Annotated in this window: 16 protein-coding genes; 6 read left to right on the top strand and 10 right to left on the bottom strand. The window is 61.6% G+C overall.

The window, feature by feature from the left end; translation table 11 throughout:
* Window positions 1-10 precede the first annotated feature (10 nt).
* Entirely contained in the window at window positions 11-532 is a 522-nt protein-coding gene (locus tag RIN13_RS01645) for a GNAT family N-acetyltransferase (protein ID WP_309105589.1), read from the top strand.
* Window positions 533-660: 128 nt separating this feature from the next.
* Window positions 661-897, top strand: a complete 237-nt coding sequence (locus RIN13_RS01640; protein WP_309105588.1) for a hypothetical protein — start codon at window positions 661-663, stop codon at window positions 895-897.
* Between the two features lie 116 nt (window positions 898-1013).
* Here the strand turns inward: RIN13_RS01640 and glnA are convergent, their stop codons facing one another.
* Window positions 1014-2438 (bottom strand): type I glutamate--ammonia ligase, encoded by a 1425-nt coding sequence (gene glnA / locus RIN13_RS01635; RefSeq protein WP_309105587.1) that lies wholly within the window; start codon window positions 2436-2438, stop codon window positions 1014-1016.
* 302 nt (window positions 2439-2740) lie between these two features.
* Here glnA and RIN13_RS01630 point away from each other — a divergent pair, with 302 nt between their 5' ends.
* Window positions 2741-3178, top strand: a complete 438-nt coding sequence (locus RIN13_RS01630; protein ID WP_309105586.1) for an RDD family protein — start codon at window positions 2741-2743, stop codon at window positions 3176-3178.
* Window positions 3179-3234: 56 nt separating this feature from the next.
* On the opposite strand, the gene RIN13_RS01625 is transcribed toward RIN13_RS01630, so the two are convergent.
* From RIN13_RS01625 to lipB, 4 genes are all read right to left on the bottom strand, one after another.
* Window positions 3235-3597, bottom strand: coding sequence for a DUF3817 domain-containing protein (locus tag RIN13_RS01625; RefSeq protein WP_309105585.1), 363 nt, complete (start codon window positions 3595-3597; stop codon window positions 3235-3237).
* Between the two features lie 119 nt (window positions 3598-3716).
* Window positions 3717-4481, bottom strand: coding sequence for a DUF4191 domain-containing protein (locus RIN13_RS01620; protein WP_309105584.1), 765 nt, complete (start codon window positions 4479-4481; stop codon window positions 3717-3719).
* Window positions 4482-4577: 96 nt separating this feature from the next.
* Window positions 4578-5585, bottom strand: coding sequence for a lipoyl synthase (lipA, locus tag RIN13_RS01615; protein ID WP_309105583.1), 1008 nt, complete (start codon window positions 5583-5585; stop codon window positions 4578-4580).
* Window positions 5582-6250 (bottom strand): lipoyl(octanoyl) transferase LipB, encoded by a 669-nt coding sequence (gene lipB, locus RIN13_RS01610; RefSeq protein ID WP_309105582.1) that lies wholly within the window; start codon window positions 6248-6250, stop codon window positions 5582-5584. The genes lipA and lipB overlap by 4 nt, the downstream gene beginning before the upstream one ends.
* Window positions 6251-6368: 118 nt before the next feature.
* Between lipB and RIN13_RS01605 the strand changes: the two genes are divergently transcribed.
* Window positions 6369-8144, top strand: coding sequence for a serine/threonine-protein kinase (locus RIN13_RS01605; RefSeq protein WP_309105581.1), 1776 nt, complete (start codon window positions 6369-6371; stop codon window positions 8142-8144).
* Here the strand turns inward: RIN13_RS01605 and RIN13_RS01600 are convergent.
* Window positions 8141-9031: a TIGR01777 family oxidoreductase gene (locus tag RIN13_RS01600; protein WP_309105580.1), complete on the bottom strand. Its 891-nt coding sequence runs from the start codon at window positions 9029-9031 to the stop codon at window positions 8141-8143. The two genes, RIN13_RS01605 and RIN13_RS01600, sit on opposite strands and share 4 nt — an antisense overlap.
* A gap of 84 nt (window positions 9032-9115) precedes the next feature.
* On the opposite strand from RIN13_RS01600, the gene RIN13_RS01595 reads away from it, so the two are divergent.
* The gene (locus RIN13_RS01595) at window positions 9116-12616 is read left to right on the top strand and encodes a S41 family peptidase (RefSeq protein ID WP_309105579.1); all 3501 of its coding nucleotides are present in this window, start codon (window positions 9116-9118) and stop codon (window positions 12614-12616) included.
* 139 nt (window positions 12617-12755) lie between these two features.
* Here the strand turns inward: RIN13_RS01595 and RIN13_RS01590 are convergent, their stop codons facing one another.
* A complete protein-coding gene (locus tag RIN13_RS01590; protein ID WP_309105578.1) occupies window positions 12756-13187 on the bottom strand; it encodes an OsmC family protein in 432 nt (143 codons plus the stop codon).
* A gap of 132 nt (window positions 13188-13319) precedes the next feature.
* Here RIN13_RS01590 and RIN13_RS01585 point away from each other — a divergent pair, with 132 nt between their 5' ends.
* The gene (locus RIN13_RS01585; RefSeq protein WP_309105577.1) at window positions 13320-13544 is read left to right on the top strand and encodes a hypothetical protein; all 225 of its coding nucleotides are present in this window, start codon (window positions 13320-13322) and stop codon (window positions 13542-13544) included.
* On the opposite strand, the gene RIN13_RS01580 is transcribed toward RIN13_RS01585, so the two are convergent.
* The 3 genes from RIN13_RS01580 to lpdA form a co-directional block, all read right to left on the bottom strand.
* Entirely contained in the window at window positions 13541-13891 is a 351-nt protein-coding gene (locus RIN13_RS01580; RefSeq protein ID WP_309105576.1) for a hypothetical protein, read from the bottom strand. The two genes, RIN13_RS01585 and RIN13_RS01580, sit on opposite strands and share 4 nt — an antisense overlap.
* Window positions 13892-14048: 157 nt before the next feature.
* Window positions 14049-15824, bottom strand: a complete 1776-nt coding sequence (sucB, locus tag RIN13_RS01575) for a 2-oxoglutarate dehydrogenase, E2 component, dihydrolipoamide succinyltransferase (protein WP_309105575.1) — start codon at window positions 15822-15824, stop codon at window positions 14049-14051.
* A gap of 117 nt (window positions 15825-15941) precedes the next feature.
* Complete coding sequence (gene lpdA, locus RIN13_RS01570; protein ID WP_309105574.1) at window positions 15942-17324, bottom strand: dihydrolipoyl dehydrogenase; 1383 nt, start codon at window positions 17322-17324, stop codon at window positions 15942-15944.
* Between the last annotated feature and the right edge of the window lie 434 nt (window positions 17325-17758).

Here is a 17758-nt window from a genome sequence, read left to right as displayed (position 1 = left end):
CCTGATAGGCATGCACGCTTTCGTCTGGCTTATCCCCCTGAAGAGCCTCGACGCAGACGGGCGCGCCATTCAGCTCGGCGAAGCCGCCCAATTGGAATTGGCGCCGGGTCAGTCAGACTTCGTCGGAGACCCGTTGCGGATGATGCTGACGGGGTTGGCAGAAGAATCGCGGTTTCCCTACATTGTGGAATCGGAGGGCCGGGCCGTGGGAGTTCTGACCCTTCAGCTGGGAGCGGCACGGCTGGCTGGTTGGGCAGACGACCAGAGCGCCTGGCTGCTTCGTGGCTTCCTCATCCGCAGGGAGGACCAGGGAAGGGGCTTGGGCACGCTCGCGGCCCGGGCGGCCTTCCGGGAAGCGGAGCGCTTGTCTGCGAGGCTGGGCGGCGGTGAGACCGGCGTCGTACTTTCAGTGAATGAGGGCAACCCCACCGGGCAGGCCGCCTACAGAAAAGCCGGATTCTTGGATCAAGGCCCTTATCCGGGCGGCTCAGCGGGCCCTCAGCGGACCATGTACAGAGCGTTCGACCGCTGAATGTTGACCGGGCCGCGTGTGGTGATTTCATTCTCTTCATCACCTGAGTAGCGGTGGGATTGAGCCTGGATAAACACGCGTACAGGTTACTGGTGTTTCAGCTATGCGATGTGATTTACCTTCGGCCCATGAGTGGAGCTCAAAAGGACAGGGGTGCCACAGCGCTGTTTGGCATCAAGGGCGGTGTGGCCTGGGTGGCTGAAGATGTTTTCGTAACGCGAAGCAACGGAGATCTGCTGGTGGAGCTTTGGATTGGGCCGCGGGTGGTGTCGATTCTTGTCCATGCAGAGAGCGAAGGATATATGCAGGCGATCTATGCGAAGCTCGCTGAGCTTGCTATCGACGATTTCCCCCGATCGGCGTAAAGCGCACAGAGCCAGGGCCAAGAGGTTCAGACAAAAGAAAGTCCGCACGTGCTGCCGTTGCCGGAAGCGCGTGCGGACTCTCTGCGGACTGAACCATGTTCAGTCCTGTAATGCTGCTATACGCCGTAGTAGAGCTCGAACTCGTAGGGGTTCGGGCGCAGCGACAGCGGGCGGATTTCGTTCTCGTACTTGTATTCGATCCAGGTGTCAATCAGGTCCTGGGTGAAGACGCCGCCGGCCTGCAGGAACTCGTTGTCCTCCGCCAGTGCGGTCAGTGCTTCTTCAAGCGTGCCGGGAGCCTTCGGGATGTCCTTGGCTTCCTCGGCCGGGAGCTCGTAGAGGTCCTTGTCGATGGGAGCAGGCGGTTCGATGCGGTTGCGGATGCCATCGATACCGGCCATCAGCTGGGCAGCGAATGCGAGGTAGGGGTTGGACGAGGGGTCCGGAGCGCGGAACTCAATGCGCTTGGCCTTCGGGTTGGTGCCCGTGATGGGAATACGGATACCAGCGGAGCGGTTGCCCTGCGAGTACACCATGTTGACAGGAGCTTCGAAGCCCTTCACCAGGCGGCGGTAGGAGTTCACCGTCGGGTTGGTGAAGGCCAGGACAGCAGAAGCGTGCTTCAGCAGGCCACCGATGTACCAGCGGGCGGTGTCCGAGAGTCCGGCGTAGCCCTTCTCGTCGTAGAACAGCGGGTCGCCATCGTTCCAGAGGGACTGGTGGCAGTGCATGCCTGAACCGTTGTCAGCGAAGACGGGCTTGGGCATGAAGGTTACCGACTTGCCCCAGGCGTCCGCGGTGTTTTTGACGACGTACTTGAACTTCTGGAGGTCATCTGCCGCGTGAGTCAGAGTGGTGAACTTGTAGTTGATCTCAGCCTGACCGGCCGAGCCGACCTCGTGGTGGCTGCGTTCGACTTCAAGGCCTGCTTCATCAAGTGCAATACACATGGCGTCGCGGAGGTCAGACTGCTTGTCCGTCGGGGAAACCGGGAAGTAGCCGCCCTTGACCGGGGTTTTGTTGCCCAGGTTCCCGCCTTCTTCTTCACGGCCGGTGTTCCAGTGAGCCTCTTCGGAGTCAATCTTGTAGAAGCTGCCCTGGGGCGTGGACTGGTACTGGACGTTGTCGAACACGAAGAACTCGGCTTCGGGAGCAAAGAACGCGGTGTCTGCAATGCCGGTTGAGGCGAGGTAGGCCTCGGCCTTTTCAGCCACGCCACGCGGGTCGCGGTGGTACGGATCGCCGGTCCGCGGGTTCACGATGGAGAAGTTCAAGGCAAGGGTCTTCTCCATGCGGAACGTGTCCAGGAAAGCGGTCGTGACATCGGGAATGAGCTGCATGTCGGACTCTGCGATGCCCTGGAAGCCGCGGATGGAGGACCCGTCGAAGAGCTGCCCATTGACGAAGAAGTCAGCGTCAACGCTCTTGGCGGGCACATTGAAGTGCTGCTGGACGCCAGGGAGGTCGGTGAAGCGGATATCAACGAATTTAACATCTTCGTCCTGGATGAACGTGAGGACTTCGTCCGCAGTCTTGAACATCTATGCTCCTTATGCATGTGGAATAACTGGCTGGAAAGCCAAACTGTCCAGCGCAATACAACAGCGGGGAAAGCGAATCGCCGTCCCCGTTCATAGCTCGCTAGCAACTGTTAACACCCTAGGGATAAGGGATTTCTCTGCTGTGTCCGCTTTGTTTCCGGCAGGTTACAGAAGCGCCTGCTATGTAAACGGTAATGGGCGTCCACAGTGTGGTCTACCTGGTTCCACAGTGTGAGCGCACACGGTGTTAAGGATGATGATGGCGGAGCGCCTGGCGCCTGGGAAACCGATAGTCTTGTTCAGTGGTTGATCGCAAAGACATAGGTTCATGGCTCAGTGGGCCCGATACTTCGGGAACCTCCAAGTATCCGGGGGAACGGCTCGGTTTGCCCGAATCAGGCCCGGGTTCCATTGCGCGGGCGGGAAGACGCATTCTCGGCATTTGCATTGATTGGGGAATTGCCCTTCTCATCAGCAACTTTGCCTTCGCGGGTGATCCCTGGGCCACCCTGGCCGTTTTTGCCGCCCAGCAGATCCTGCTCGTTGGCACGCTGGGCTACAGCATTGGTCACCGCATCGCCGGAATCCACGTCACCAGGCTGAGCGGCGGGCCCGCGGGACCCCTGCCGGCACTGGTCCGGGCCCTTCTGCTGTGCCTGGTTATTCCGGCAGTAATTTTTGACCCTGATCAGCGCGGCCTTCATGACAAGGCGATGAATACGGTACTCGTCCGCCTGTAGAGCCGGCCCTTTCGGCGCGCACCATTGGGGGCCGGCGTCCGCCGTCGGCGTGCCGGTCAGACTCCGGCTTCCTGGAGCTCGTCCGCTGCCGCGGAAGTCTCCTCTGAAGCCGTGAGGTAACCGCGACGGTCAGCCCATCGTTCAAACACCAGCGTGGCAAATGGCAGAACCGCGGAAAGTCCCGCGAAGAGCGCCACGGGAAACGGCCAGCGCTGCAGGCGCCAGAGGACCAGTGCGGCGATGGCGTAGCCGATGAACAGGCCGCCGTGGATTGGTCCGGCGATCTCAACTCCCAGCTCGGTAATTCTCAGTACCCATTTGAGGAACATTCCGATCAGCAGGGCAGCCCAGCTGAAGGCTTCAGCCACCGCGAGTATTTTGAAGATCCGGATTACGGCTGGCTTAGAGGGAAGTTTCATGTGCGGGTTCTCCGATTCAAGGGTGGCGTGTTAACGAGGCACGCGAGAGGTGCCGCCGCTGCAAAAGGAAACGCCCCGGTTATGGCCGGTTGGCCGTTCCCGGGGCGTTGCGGATCCAGCTAGCGGCCGCGTGCTGCTTTGCGGTCAGGACGTGCTTTGTAGGGATCGATGCCCTTCGGAATCGGGAGACGGTTTCCCAGCGACGCAATCCGCTTCGATACAGCGCTGACCTCGATCTTGGTGAGCTCCTTGTTCAGCTTTCCCATTTTCTTGGCAACTTCGCTGAGGGGGACCTGACCCTCGCCCCGGCCGCTCTGGATCACGTGGACAGGAACGTTGGGGAGGATGCGTGCGAGCTTCTTACGCTCGGCCTCGATCAGCGGCTTCACCCGATGGGTGGGTCCTTCGCTGACCAACACCACGCCCGGGCGCCCAATAGCCCGGAAGACAGCATCCTGCGTCCTCGGGTTGACAGCTACCGGCTGCTCTTCTGTGATCCATCCGCGCTTGAGTGTGCCCAAGGCGGCCCCCGACGCTCCCGGCTGGTTCTCAATCTGTGCAAACGCAGCCCGCTCAGCGCGGCGGGACAGGATCAGCGTTGCCCCCAGCAAACCAAGAGGGATGCCGATGATGAGTCCGGTAACCCAGTTCTCCAGCCAGAAACCGACCAGGAAGCTGACAGCGACGACGCCAAGGAAAACCAGCAGCATCAGCCACGGCACCATGGGGTCGTGGCGCCGGGTCATTTGGAAGACCTCGCCGATCTGCTTCAGACGGCTTGGCTTCTTGACCTTCGCCGCCTTGGGCTTACGTGAAAAGAGGCCACGTTTCGGCTCATCAGAGGATGCCGGAGTGGTGTTGCTGGAATCAGGGGATTTCGCCATAGTGCCTCAATTCTACGTGATTGATGGCTGAGGGCCGGACGCCGGGAAGCCCGGCATCCGGCCCTCAGCCACTGCGCAATAGTTCGGGGTGCGCTTCTAGGAGCGGGCTGCGATGAGCGAGCTGGCTTCCTGACGGGTGCTGCCGGAGCTCTCGATATGGGCGAGCTCGGCCGGGATTTCCCAGCCCTTTTTACGCATCGCGGTTGCCCAGAGACGGCCGGCGCGGTACGACGATCGCACCAGCGGTCCGCTCATGACTCCCAGAAAGCCGATCTCATCTGCTTCCTGCTGCAGGTCGACAAACTCCTGCGGCTTGACCCAGCGGTCCACCGGAAGGTGGCGTTCGCTTGGCCGCAGGTACTGCGTGATGGTGATGAGGTCGCAGCCGGCGTCGTGCAGGTCCTTGAGGGCTTCGGAAATCTCTTCCCGTGTCTCGCCCATTCCGAGGATAAGGTTCGACTTTGTGACCATGCCGAGCTTGCGGCCCTGCGTGATGACGTCGAGCGAACGGTCGTAACGGAACGCCGGCCGGATGCGCTTGAAAATCCTCGGTACGGTTTCCACGTTGTGGGCGAACACTTCAGGCTTGGAATCGCAGATCGCCTCAATGTGCTCCGGCTTTCCGGAGAAGTCCGGGATCAGCAGTTCGACGCCGGTGCCCGGGTTAAGTTCATGAATCTTGCGGACCGTTTCCGCGTACAGCCAGACGCCTTCATCTTCGAGGTCGTCGCGCGCGACGCCCGTAACCGTGGCGTAGCGCAGTTGCATCGATTGGACCGACCTCGCAACCTTGGTGGGTTCGAAGATGTCCACCGGCGACGGCTTCCCTGTGTCAATCTGGCAGAAATCGCAGCGGCGGGTGCATTCGGAGCCGCCAATCAGGAAGGTCGCTTCCTTGTCTTCCCAGCATTCGAAAATGTTGGGGCATCCTGCTTCTTCGCAGACGGTGTGGAGGCCTTCCTTCTTCACCAGGTTCTTGAGGTTAACGAATTCCGGTCCCATTTGGACCTTCGCTTTGATCCACTCCGGTTTCCGCTCCACCGGTGTGGCCGAGTTGCGCTGCTCGATGCGCAGCATTTTCCGGCCTTCTGGTGCCAGTGTCACAGTAGAGCTCCTTCGGGAATCGCAACTAGGGCGTCTTCATTCTTGCGCAGTTCTTCCGTGATCCGCGAAACGAGATCGGCCGGAGCTACGTCTCTCCCGGTTTCCTGGGAGATGGTGGTCACGCCTGCGTCAGTGATACCGCAGGCGATGATCTGGCCATAGGGCGCCAGGTCGTTGTTGCAGTTGATGGCAAAGCCGTGCATTGTGACGCCGTCGCTGACGCGGATCCCGATCGCTGCGATTTTGCGGGCCGGCCCCTTCTCGTCCTGGTCGATCCAGACACCTGCCCGTCCCTTGATGCGTTCCACTTTGAGGCCATAGTCGGACAGAACGGCGATGATTACTGCTTCAAGGCGTTCCACATAGTCGCGGATACCTGCAGGGTTCTTCAGCTTGATGATGGGGTAACCTACCAGCTGGCCCGGACCGTGCCAGGTGAGCTTGCCCCCGCGGTCTACCGGTACCACCGGTGTTCCGTCGAAGGGGCGTTCATGTTCCTCAGTACGCTTTCCCGCTGTATATACGGGGGAGTGCTCGAGGAGGAGGACTGTGCTGGGTGCTTTGCCGGCGAGGACGTTGTCGTGGAGTTCGCGCTGGATTTCCCAAGCACGCGTGTAATCAACGAAATCCGGGGCCAGACCCAGCTGGGAAAACTCAAGAGTCATGCCTAACAGCTTAGACCCCGTCCGCCATCGTGCCCGGTTCTGTGCTTAAGCTCTCATCGCAACAGAGGGGCTGTGGATAACTTCTGCGGGATTCTGCGGAATCGGCTATTCCTTGATTATGGATAAATTCCAGCGGCGCGGGCCGGAGATCAGCATGGAAACTGGCGGGGAATCGTTCACTACGGGCCCTGCCCTTGCCGCCGACATCGCGGACACAAAGCCTTCCGTGTCCGGCTATGAGGTGGGGCGTCCACTGGGCAAAGGCGGATCAGCTGCGGTTTGGCTCGTCAGCGAGAAATCGACGGGCAGAAGCTTTGCCCTGAAATGCATGGAGGATGCTCCGGATGATGTCTCCACAGCAGAATCCATTCGTCGTGAGATACGCATCCTCTCGGCCTTGGACCACCCCCACCTTGTCAGGGCGCACGACGTCGTCAGGCTGGGAGGGGTTGGTGACGGCAGCTTGGGTCTCGTCATGGATTTTGCCGCTGGTGGCTCCCTTGCTGAACTGGTGGCCATCCGGGGCAAGCTCACTGTTGGCGAAACGGTCACCGTCCTGACACCGATGGCCCAGGCTCTGGCATACCTTCACAGCCAGGGATTCACGCACTCGGACGTCTCACCGGGGAATGTCCTGTTTTCCGCACAGGGTAAGCCTCTGCTGGCAGACCTCGGTGTCGGCAAAATGGTGGGGGATGCCGTAGCTGTTTCCGGACACGGCACCTTGGGCTTCAAGGATCCTGCGCCGGACCACCCCCTCAGGGCCGGACTTCAACCGGAGCGGGACGTATATTCCCTTGCCGCTGTCGGCTGGTACTGCCTGACCGGAAACCCGCCGCCGGAGACTTCCCGCAGGCCCCCTCTGACACTTTTGCTGCAGGATGCACCGCCGGAGCTGGCCGCGGCGCTTGAAGCCGCACTTCATGATGAGCGACGCCTGCGCCCTACCGCACGCGAGTTCGCAACCGCTGTGTATCGAAGTGCGGAAGCGGCTCCAGTCGATCTTGCCGCCTCCGTCCACCCCACCGTGATTCCGGAACTGCTGACGCGTCGTAGCCTGCCTCCCCAGGATCATTTTTTGGCCCGTTTCATCGGGTACAGGGAATGGAGGCGCCGGTACAGGGAGTGGCGGCGCCGGTTCACAAAGCATCCGGCGCGCCAGGCCTCTCACGCCGGTCCGGAAAATCATTTGGGGCCGGGCCCATCGGCAACAGCCAGTGCAAGTCACGAGACAAGGCGTGGGCTGCGCACAGCCCGCAGGCGAAGGAGTCCCCGACTGCTTCCCTTTGCCTGCATTGCTCTGGTGCTGTTGTCGACAGGTGCGGGTATCAACTGGTGGCGGCCCGAAGTTTTTGGGGCTGCCTTGGCCGCCCAGCCGGAAGCAGGGATGGTTTCACCGCGGGCCGGGGGAGTCGCCGATGAGGCAAGTCCCGCTGCAGAGAGTTCCGCAGGCGTCCCAGGAGAGCTCCCAGCAGAGATTCCTCAGGAGATCCGTGAGCAGATTGATTCCGGCGCGCCCGACCAGGCGGCACGGGGGCTGGCCTGGCTGCGATCAACAGCATTCAGCTCCGGCAGACATGACCTGCTGAACGAAGTCAACGTTATGGGTTCCGATGCGGCGGAGGCTGACGCCAGGACTGTTGCGGTGCTGGCCAGGTCCGGCCACAGGCTGGCAGGTTTCACCACCACACTCTCCAAGGTAGACACTGAGCGCGAAAGCACTACGGATCGGGCAGTTCTTAGCATTACTGCGTCCGCGTCCGCCTATCAGGAACTGGATGCTTCAGGTGCTTTGGTGGCCAATCGGGCGGCTGGCGGTGAGGAACAACTCCGGCTGGTCCTGCTTCTGGTGGACGGCAGATGGCGCATTCAAGAGATCCTGCCTCCCACCTAACGGCCTGCGATCCACCTGGCTGCGTCCGTCAGCGATGGATGTTGCCATTGGAAACCGGCTGACGTGAGCACCACGGGATCGAGCCGCTGGCTTGCCAGCAGGAGTTCATCCGCCAGCTTGCCCATGCCGAGGCGCAGGATGGGAGCTGGAACCCTCAAAAGCGCCGGGCGGTTCAGCGCGGACCCCAGGTGGGAAATAAGAGAGTGGAGCTGGGCACTGTGCGGTGCCCCCAGATTGACGGGTCCCGCGTTCGGCGACTGAAGAAGGAACGAAAAGGCGGACACGACGTCGGGAAGGGTTACCCACGGCCAATACTGCCGGCCGTTGCCCAACGGGCCGCCCAGTCCGAGCCGCAGGAGCGGAAGCAGCTTGCCCAGGGCTCCTCCAGCGGGGCTGAGCACCACTCCCGTCCGCGGTGTTATCACACGGACACCGTGTGGGGCTTCGTTGGCTGCCGCTTCCCATTCCAGGCAGAGCTCTGCCAAAACTCCGCTTCCCGCTGGTGATTCTTCGCTGAGGACCCTCGCGCCGGCATCCCCGTAGTAGCCGGAAGCCGACTGGCTGATGAACACTGAGGGGGGTGAGCCCAGCTGTTTCATTCCTTTGACAAGGGTTTGGGTGGACAGGACCCGTGAGGCGGACAGTTCCTTGAGCCTGGCACGAGTCCATAGCCTGTCACCGATTCCCGCGCCAGAGAGATTGATGATGGCGTTTGCGCCCTCAAGGGCAGTGGGGTCGAGAACACCCTGCGAAGGATCCCATGCTGTTTCCGAGGGCGAGGCGGGCGGCCTGCGAACGAGCGTCCTGACATTGTGACCGTTCCGGCGGAGGCTGCGGGTGAGCGCGTTTCCAATGAGCCCTGAAGCACCTGAAATGACTATCTGCATGTGCAATCTCACCACGGGAAGACGTGGGCCGGATGCGTGTCAGTCCATGACAGTTGAGCGCAGGACTTTGACTATGATCAACTGATGACCTCTTCGAGCTATTTACGTTTCCCGCATCTGCACGGCGACCTGATCACCTTTGTGGCCGAGGACGACGTCTGGATTGCACCTCTGGGAGGAGGCCGCGCCTGGCGGGTCTCATCTCTTCAGTTGCCCGCCCGCAATCCCCGGTTCACTCCGGACGGCAAGCGGTTGGTCTGGACAGTGGTGCAGGGTACCAACCCGGAAGTGGTCACGTCCGATGTCGACGGCGGCGGTTACCGCCAATTGACGTACTTCGGACACGCCACTACGCGCGTCAAAGGATTTACGGCAGCCGGTGACGTCGTCGTCACGAGCGCTTTCCGCCAGGCTGAAGGGCGCCATACCCACGCCTACAGCGTGCCCGTGGAGGGCGGCTGGGCGGAGGAGCTTCCGTTCGGGCCAGTAGAGTCCGTGGCCTTTGGCCCGGAAATCGGTGACGAGCGGCCGGTCGTGCTGGCCAGCGTATTGTCGCGGGAGCCTGCCTGGTGGAAACGCTACCGGGGCGGAACGGCCGGCAAACTGTGGATCGATGATGACGGAAACGGCGAGTTCGAAAGGCTTCTTCCGGAGATTGACGGGAACCTTACTGACCCCATGTGGGTGGAAGGACGGATCGCGTTCCTGTCAGACCACGAAGGGTACGGGAACCTGTATTCAGTGCTCCCCAACGGGGCTGACCTTCGCAGGCACACAGACCACGAGGACTTCTACGCCCGCCACGCGGCTACTGACGGAAAGCGCATCATCTTTGAATCGGCAGGCGAGCTGTGGGTTCTGCCGGACCTTGCCTCGGAGGCCGTGAGGCTGGACATCTCGCTGGGCTCGGCGTCCCAGGCGCGCCGCAGCTCGCTCCTTAAGACAGCGAAGCATCTCGGGGACGTGATCCCGGACCATACGGGAACATCAAGTGCAGTTGAAGCCCATGGAACCATCCACTGGCTTCGGCACAAAGACGGCCCCTCGCGAGTCATTGAAGCCACACCCGGAGTGCGTGGACGGCTTCCGCGGCCGCTGGCGGATGGGCGGATTGCCTATGTTGCTGATCATGGCGGGGTTGAGGCCCTTTACGTTAAGGCCATCGCCGGACTGCTCGTCCCGGCCCCGGCAGGGACTAAGGACGCCAAGGCCAATTCCGGGCAAAGCAAGGGAACCGTGCTGCCCAGCCCCGTGTCCGCTGCGGGGCTGAGCCTCCAGGTTGGGGCGGGCCACGAAAACCCGCCTGCCGGGCACCAGACTGAAGGGCGCCAGCACGACGCTTTTGAGGATGCTGATGTTGCCGGCGGGTTTGCCAGGCCATCGGCTGCTTCCAGTGTCCCTGCATCACAGGCCTTGCGCATGGATTTCCCGAAGCCCACACGCGCCAGCGCCTTGGAGGCCAGCCCGGACGGACGGTGGCTTGCTGTGGGCACCGCCTTTGGCGACGTCTACCTTGCGGACACCCGGGCGGGTTCTTTGACACTCGTCACCAGCATCGGCGAGGGCACGATAGAAGGCCTCTGCTGGTCGCCGGACTCCTCCTGGCTGGGGTGGTCCGAGCCGGTTACGTCCTTTGGATCCCGGAGCCGGATCAGGATTGCCCGCGTTTCGACTGATCGCATGGAAGCCATCAGCGTCACGGATGGGCGCTTCCGGGACGAGTCGCCGTCGTTCACTCCTGACGGTAAATTCCTCGCATTCCTCTCCAACCGCAGTTTTGACCCCGTTTACGATGGACATTCGTTCGACCTGTCCTTCCCCAGTCCCATCAAGCCCTATCTTGTGGCGCTTGCGGCTGACACACCTTCGCCGTTCGGGCCGACGGTGGATCTGCAGGACGGCGGCGAAGCGGCGGATGCAGACGGCGACGATCAGAAGACAGGGGGAGCGGACTCTCCGGAGGTCAGGGTGGACCCGGAAGGGTTGGCCCACCGTGTGATCAGCGTCCCCGTTCCGCAAGGCAACTATTCCGCTCTCTCGGCAACCGCGGGTGCGTTGCTTTGGATGGACAGCCCGCTGGCCGGAGCGACGGGGGATGGCAGGGCAACGCTCGAAGACAAGAAGCCGACGCCTCGGCTGGTGCGTTTTGACCTGAGTACCCGCAAGGACGCCACGATCGTGGATTCGTTGGACCGCTACACTCTGTCAGGGGACCGGAAACAGGTGGTATTCATCCACGAGAAGGCTGTCAAGGTCGCGCCCTCAGGGGCCAAGGCGGATGAAGATTCGGGCAAGCTGGTCTCCGTGGATCTGGGCAGGGTCCGTGTGCTGATGGATCCTGTGAGTATTTGGGCACAGGCGTTTGATGAAGCGTGGCGCCTGCAGCGCGACTTCTTCTGGGCTGAGGACATGGCCGGCCAGGACTGGGATTCCGTGCACAGCCGGTATCGCCCCATTGTGGATCGTCTGGGGTCACACGATGATCTTGTGGACCTCCTGTGGGAACTCCACGGTGAACTTGGCACCTCACATGCCTACGTGCGTCCGGCCGCTGTCACCGAAAACGGCAGCAACGGACAGGGCCGACTCGGCGCCGATCTCGCCTTCACGGGTCAGGGGTGGGAAATAACCCGGATCCTCGCCGGTGAATCTTCGGATCCCCTGGCCACCTCACCACTGACACGTCCAGGAGCTGATGCCAAAGCCGGCGATGTGATCCTGGCCATAGACGGTGTGGAGCTTTCAGAAACTCTCACGCCGGCCATTCAGCTGGTGGGCGCCGCCGGACGAGCCGTGGAACTCACCCTTCTCAACGGCGCCGGTCACGGCGATGCCGCCGGTAGCCAGCGGCGGATTGCTGTTGTTCCGGTGAAGGACGAGGAGCGGCTGCGCTACCAGGAATGGGTGGCAGCAAACCGGCGGACAGTCAGGGAGGCATCAGACGCTACCTTTGGGTACCTTCATATTCCCGACATGATGCCGAATGGATGGGCACAGTTGCACCGGGACCTGGACACTGAGACCGCTCTTGACGGGCTGATAGTGGATGTTCGCCGGAACCGGGGCGGACACACATCGCAACTGGTCGCTGAACTCATCGGGCGAAAGGTGACGGGGTGGAGCATGCCTCGTGGAGAGAAACCCCGCACTTACCCCCACCATGCACCGCGGGGGCCGGTGGTGATCCTCGCCGATGAATTTGCCGGTTCCGACGGCGACATCATCACCCAGGTTTCGAAGCTGCGGGGAATAGGGCCGGTTATCGGCACCCGGACCTGGGGCGGCGTCGTGGGCATCGACAACCGCTTTACCCTCGCCGACGGCACCGGAGTGACGCAGCCCCGGTATGCCACCTGGTTCAGCGGGGGAGTCGGGTGGGATATAGAGAACTTCGGTGTCACCCCTGACATCGAGGTAACGTTCCCGCCCCATGCCTACGCGGCCGGACGCGATCCCCAGTTGGAATATGGGATCGGGGCACTGAAAGAAATGATCCAGGAGCTCCCCACGGACCGTCCCCCGCTCCGCGAAGGCTACCGTCGGGTGGTCCCTGCTCCCTTGCCTGCACGGAAGCACACAGACTGACTGCCGGCCAACGCTAAAGGCCCCGTTGGGCTGGTGTCAGGCTTTCCTGACTATCAGTTCAACGGGGCCTTTGAGCTGTCCCGACCCGATGCGTCACCGTTGCGCCGCTCGGATCAGGATTCTTCGTGATGCCTTGCGATCAGGAAGAGGCGAGCGTCGCCTCCAGGGAGATATCGATACTGGCCAACGCGCCGGAAACGGGGCAGCCCGTCTTGGCTTCCTCGGCGATCTTCTGGAACTCTTCTTCGGAAATGCCCGGAATCTTGGCGCTCACGGTGAGGTGGCTTCCCGTGATTCCGGTACCGGGAACGAACGTCACGGCAGCAGTCGTGTACAGCTCATCGGGTGTGTGCCCCGCCTTGGCCAGCATGTTGCTGAAGGCCATGGAGAAACATGACGAGTGGGCTGCAGCAATCAGTTCCTCGGGGCTGGTCTTGCCCGCGGCTTCTTCGGTGCGGGCCTTCCAGGTCACATCGAAAGTGCCCAGTCCGGAACTGTCCAGGGTGGTTGCACCCGAACCCTCCATCAGATCGCCATTCCATACAGTGTGTGCGTTGCGTGTTGCTGCCATGTCCGCTCCTCAGCTTGAATTTGGTACCGGGTCAGGCCTGGGCCTTTTCCCTCCGGGTCAATCCTATGGATTCCGGAGTTGAAGTGCACCAGTGTCCGCTGTCAGAGGATTATGGATCAATAAGCAGTGAACATGAATCAGAAGCAGCTTGAGCAGCAGAGTCACCACGATCCGCCAGTTGCGCGTATCGCCTCGATTATGGTCAGCGCTGTGGACGCGGAGAGTCTTGCCGCGTTCTGGTCCAGGTTCCTGGCAGTAGAGGTGGCCAGTCGCTTCGATCAGTTCATCTGGCTTAATCTGCCGGACCTATTCCCGGGCAGCCCTGAACGGAGGACAGGCGCGGGAGACATGCTTTAGTTCCAGAGAGTAGCAATGGCAACGTTCAGGAGGGCAAGTCCGCCCACGCTGTGTGCCAGTCCCTTGCCGACTGGTTCGCCTTTCTTGTACTTACGGCTGCCGATAAAGGCGAGGACGGCGACCACAAGGGCGATCACGATCTTGACGCCGAGCTTCATGTAGTTGGCATCCCTGTCCAATGCGGGGATCAGGCCCATCATCGCGATGCCTGTGAGGAGCTGCAGTGCGGCGCCGTCGAACTGCCGGGGGTGGACCGTTGGCTTTTTCATGTTGCCGATCCAGATGCCGACGATCATTGCGGCGCCAACGATGTGAAGGAAGACCATGATGTCAAAGACGATATTCATGGCATCAGTCTAGTCAGAGAGTTCTACAGCCTGTAGTAAGGTGGCCGCGCGTTTCGCTACCGGAAACCAGGGCAAACGACGACGGCGGCCCGGGCTTCCGGTGGATGTTCCACCGTTGCCCGCGCCGCCGTCGTTGAAATGTCAGCCCTGCTGAGGGTTAGAGCCCCAGGTCCGACTCGAAGGCACCTGATTCGAGGCGTGCCTTCAGGGTCTGCAGGAAACGACCTGCATCTGCTCCATCGACCAGTCGGTGATCGTACGTCAGGGAGAGGTACATCATGGAGCGGATGGCCAGTGAGTCATCGCCGTTCTCATCAGTGACGACCACAGGCCGCTTGACGATAGCGCCTGTTCCCAGGATGCCAACCTGCGGCTGGTTGATGATCGGAGTGTCGAACAGTGCGCCGACGGATCCGATGTTCGTGATGCTGAACGTTCCGCCGGAGAGCTCGTCCGGGCCGATCTTGCCGTTGCGGGTACGGTCGGCGACGTCGGCAATCTTGCCGGCAAGGCCGGCGAGGTTCAGGTTGCCGGCGTCGGAGATAACAGGAACAAGGAGGCCCTTGTCGGTGTCCACGGCGATCGCCAGGTGCTCGGCGTTGTGGTACGTGATTTCCTGCTTTTCCTCGTCGTAGGCGGCATTCAGCTTCGGGTGCTGCTTCAGCGCCTCGGCAACAGCCTTGGCGATAAAGGGCAGGAACGTCAGCTTCACACCGTTCTGCGCCTGGAAGGAATTCTTGGCCTTGAGCCGGAGCTTTGCAACCTTCGTCATGTCCACTTCATGGACCTGGGTCAGCTGGGTCGAAACATCAAGTGACTCGCGCATGCGCCGGGCGATTACCTGACGGATCCGGGGCGCCTTCTGTACAGTACCGCGGAGGGAAGCAGCGGCAGCTGACGGGGCAGATGCGGCAGGAGCGGCCTGTGCAGCCGCCGCAGGAGCAGCAGCAGGAGCTGCACTGGCTGCCTTGGCTTCTGCTGCATCCAGCACGTCCTGCTTGCGGATCCGGCCTCCGACGCCTGTTCCTGTGAGCGAGGAGATGTCCACACCCTGCTGGTTGGCCAGTTTACGGACCAGGGGAGTTACGTAGCCGGACTCTGCAGCCGGCTCGGTAGCCGCAGCAGGGGCCTGAGTTGGTGCAGGTGCGGCAGCGGGTGCCTCCTGCTTGGCTTCGACAAAGGGTGCCGGTGCAGCAGCAGGTGCGGGTGCCTCCTGCTTTGCTTCGGGGGCGGTTGCCGGTTCCTGTGCCGGGGCCGCAGGTGCGGGTTCCTGTGCCGGAGCCGCGGCTCCGGAACCGATGACAGCCAGGACGGCGCCGACCTCGGCGGTCTCGTCCTCGTTAACACGGATTTCCTGAAGGGTTCCCGCCACCGGCGACGGAATTTCCGTGTCCACCTTGTCGGTCGAGACCTCGAGAAGTGGCTCGTCAACTTCGACGCTGTCACCAATAGCCTTGAGCCAGCGGGTCACTGTACCTTCAGTGACGCTTTCGCCCAGAGCCGGAAGTGTGACTTCGTGGCCCTCGCCGCCAGATGCCGGTGCAGCTCCAGCTTCCGGTGCCTGAGCCGCCGGGGCTGATTCAGCGGCCGGCGCCTCTGCGGCAGGTGCTGCCGGTGCTTCAGCGGCAGGTGCCTCAGCCTCAGCAGCGGGTGCTTCCTCTGCGGGGGCCGGAGCCACCGCGCCGTTCGAAGAAGAGCCGTCCCCGATTCGGACCAAGGGCGCACCTACTTCGGCGGTCTCGTCTTCGGCAACGAGGATTTCCTCGATCACACCGGCGATCGGAGAGGGGATTTCGGTGTCTACTTTGTCAGTGGAAACTTCGAGCAGCGGCTCGTCCACTTCTACCCGGTCACCTACCTGCTTAAGCCAGCGCGTAACGGTTCCTTCAGTGACGCTCTCACCGAGGGCGGGCAAGTTAACGGATTCAGACATATCGTCCCCGTTCTCCTTATTGATCTTTAGTGCGGATGGTTGCTGCTGCGTTGTTCGAGCTTAGTGCACGCAGCAGTTACTGCCGGGTGCACTAAACCCTGTTGCCTTGCGGAATGACTAGCCGTGAAGGGGCTTGCCTGCCAGAGCAAGATGGGCCTCGCCCAGTGACTCATTCTGCGTCGGGTGGGCGTGTACCAGCTGGGCCACGTCCTCCGGGTAGGCTTCCCAGTTCACGATCAGCTGGGCCTCGCCGACCTGCTCGCCCATGCGCGCACCGATCATGTGGACACCGACGACGGGGCCGTCCTTCTGGCGGACCAGCTTGACGATGCCGCTGGTGCCCAGAATGGAGCTCTTGCCGTTACCGGCAAGGTTGTATTCCTGGGTCTGGACCTGGTCGTCGCCGAACTTCTCCTTGGCGGCCTTTTCCGTGTAGCCCACCGTCGCGATTTCGGGATCGCAGTAGGTGACCTTGGGGATGTTGACATCCTCGACGATCACCGGCTTCAATCCAGCGATTTCCTCGGCCACGAAAATGCCCTGCTGGTAACCGCGGTGGGCCAGCTGGACGCCCGGGACGATGTCGCCGATGGCATAGATGTTGCCCACGCCGGTGTGCAGGCGCTCGTTGGTGATGACAAAACCGCGATCAATGGTGACGCCGGCGTCTTCGTAGCCGAGGTTGGCAGTAACCGGTCCGCGACCGACTGCTACGAGGAGCAGTTCGGCCTCGAAGGTTTTGCCATCGACCAGCGTGACCTTGACACCGTTTTCGTCCTGCTCGACTCCCTGGAAGAAGGTGCCGGTGGAGAACTTGATGCCGCGCTTCTTGAAGGCACGCTCAAGGTGCTTGACGATGGCGGCGTCCTCGTTGGGAACCAGTGAAGGCAAGCCTTCGACGATGGTGACGTCAACTCCGAACGACTTCCAGACTGAGGCGAATTCGACGCCGATGACGCCGCCGCCCAGAACGATGACGCTCTTGGGGATGTAGTCCATGGTCAAAGCTTCGTCCGAGGTGATGACGCGTCCGCCGATTTCCAGCCCCGGCAGGGAGCGGGAGTACGAGCCTGTCGCCAGCACGATGTTCTTGCCCTTGTAGGCTGTTCCGTTCACGACGATGGTGTCGGTGCCCTGGAGCTTGCCTTCACCCTCGATAACGGTGATGCCTTTGGACTTGATGAGTCCCTGCAGGCCCTTGAATTTTCCGGCGATGATGCCGTCTTTGTATGCGTTGACCGCAGTCATGTCGATGCTGTCAAGGGTCACGTTGACCCCGTACTTCGAGGCATCGCGGGCATGATCTGCCAATTCAGCGGAGTGCAGCAGTGCCTTGGTGGGAATACAGCCGTTGTGGAGGCAGGTTCCGCCAAGCTTGGCTTTTTCAACCAGCCCAACAGTGAAGCCGAGCTGAACAGCACGCAGGGCGGTGGCGTATCCGCCGCTGCCGCCACCGAGTACCAGGATGTCGAATTCTTGCGCAGTTGCCTGATCGGCCACTAAAACGCTCCCTCGCGTGAACGATGACGCGAGAGTACGCATCATCTGGTCTTGGAACTTGTTCTGCCGTGATTATGCCAGCAGGCAGGTTCTCTTGCATTTGTGACTACCAAAGTTCACCTTAGCGAACCACTTATCCATGCTCCACCTTGGAGCAGCGTTTGTGGAGCGCTTGTGGTCAGAGTCACGCAGCTTTGTGTCGAAGAGATCAGAGAGCGGGGATGTTCAACACCGGCGAGCGCAAGGGGTCGATGGCACACCTGTCGCGGGCCTGCTGAGGTTGAGCCATCAATGGCTTGCCGCCAGCGGACCCGCGACGAAGGCGGATCGCGGTACAGCCCGGCTTGATCCAGGCGTTGCCGACGCCCCCCAAAGCTTGCGCCGGCACACAGACTTCGTTCCAGGCCCCCATTATGGCTGGCCGGGAATCATTG

It is taken from the genome of Arthrobacter sp. (assembly GCF_031179985.1).
Classification (GTDB): Bacteria; Actinomycetota; Actinomycetes; order Actinomycetales; family Micrococcaceae; genus Arthrobacter.
The sequence above is the reverse complement of the archived record's forward strand: the minus strand, read 5'-3'. Positions and strand labels throughout refer to the sequence as shown.

Excerpts from the sequence above, each read along its gene's own strand:
- RIN13_RS01645 (WP_309105589.1), top strand. The coding sequence starts at position 11 with ATGCACGCTTTCGTCTGGCTTATCCCCCTGAAGAGCCTCGACGCAGAC.
- RIN13_RS01640 (WP_309105588.1), top strand. The coding sequence starts at position 661 with ATGAGTGGAGCTCAAAAGGACAGGGGTGCCACAGCGCTGTTTGGCATC.
- glnA (WP_309105587.1), bottom strand. The coding sequence starts at position 2,438 with ATGTTCAAGACTGCGGACGAAGTCCTCACGTTCATCCAGGACGAAGAT.
- RIN13_RS01625 (WP_309105585.1), bottom strand. The coding sequence starts at position 3,597 with ATGAAACTTCCCTCTAAGCCAGCCGTAATCCGGATCTTCAAAATACTC.
- RIN13_RS01620 (WP_309105584.1), bottom strand. The coding sequence starts at position 4,481 with ATGGCGAAATCCCCTGATTCCAGCAACACCACTCCGGCATCCTCTGAT.
- lipB (WP_309105582.1), bottom strand. The coding sequence starts at position 6,250 with ATGACTCTTGAGTTTTCCCAGCTGGGTCTGGCCCCGGATTTCGTTGAT.
- RIN13_RS01605 (WP_309105581.1), top strand. The coding sequence starts at position 6,369 with ATGGATAAATTCCAGCGGCGCGGGCCGGAGATCAGCATGGAAACTGGC.
- RIN13_RS01600 (WP_309105580.1), bottom strand. The coding sequence starts at position 9,031 with ATGCAGATAGTCATTTCAGGTGCTTCAGGGCTCATTGGAAACGCGCTC.
- RIN13_RS01595 (WP_309105579.1), top strand. The coding sequence starts at position 9,116 with ATGACCTCTTCGAGCTATTTACGTTTCCCGCATCTGCACGGCGACCTG.
- RIN13_RS01590 (WP_309105578.1), bottom strand. The coding sequence starts at position 13,187 with ATGGCAGCAACACGCAACGCACACACTGTATGGAATGGCGATCTGATG.
- RIN13_RS01585 (WP_309105577.1), top strand. The coding sequence starts at position 13,320 with ATGAATCAGAAGCAGCTTGAGCAGCAGAGTCACCACGATCCGCCAGTT.
- RIN13_RS01580 (WP_309105576.1), bottom strand. The coding sequence starts at position 13,891 with ATGAATATCGTCTTTGACATCATGGTCTTCCTTCACATCGTTGGCGCC.
- sucB (WP_309105575.1), bottom strand. The coding sequence starts at position 15,824 with ATGTCTGAATCCGTTAACTTGCCCGCCCTCGGTGAGAGCGTCACTGAA.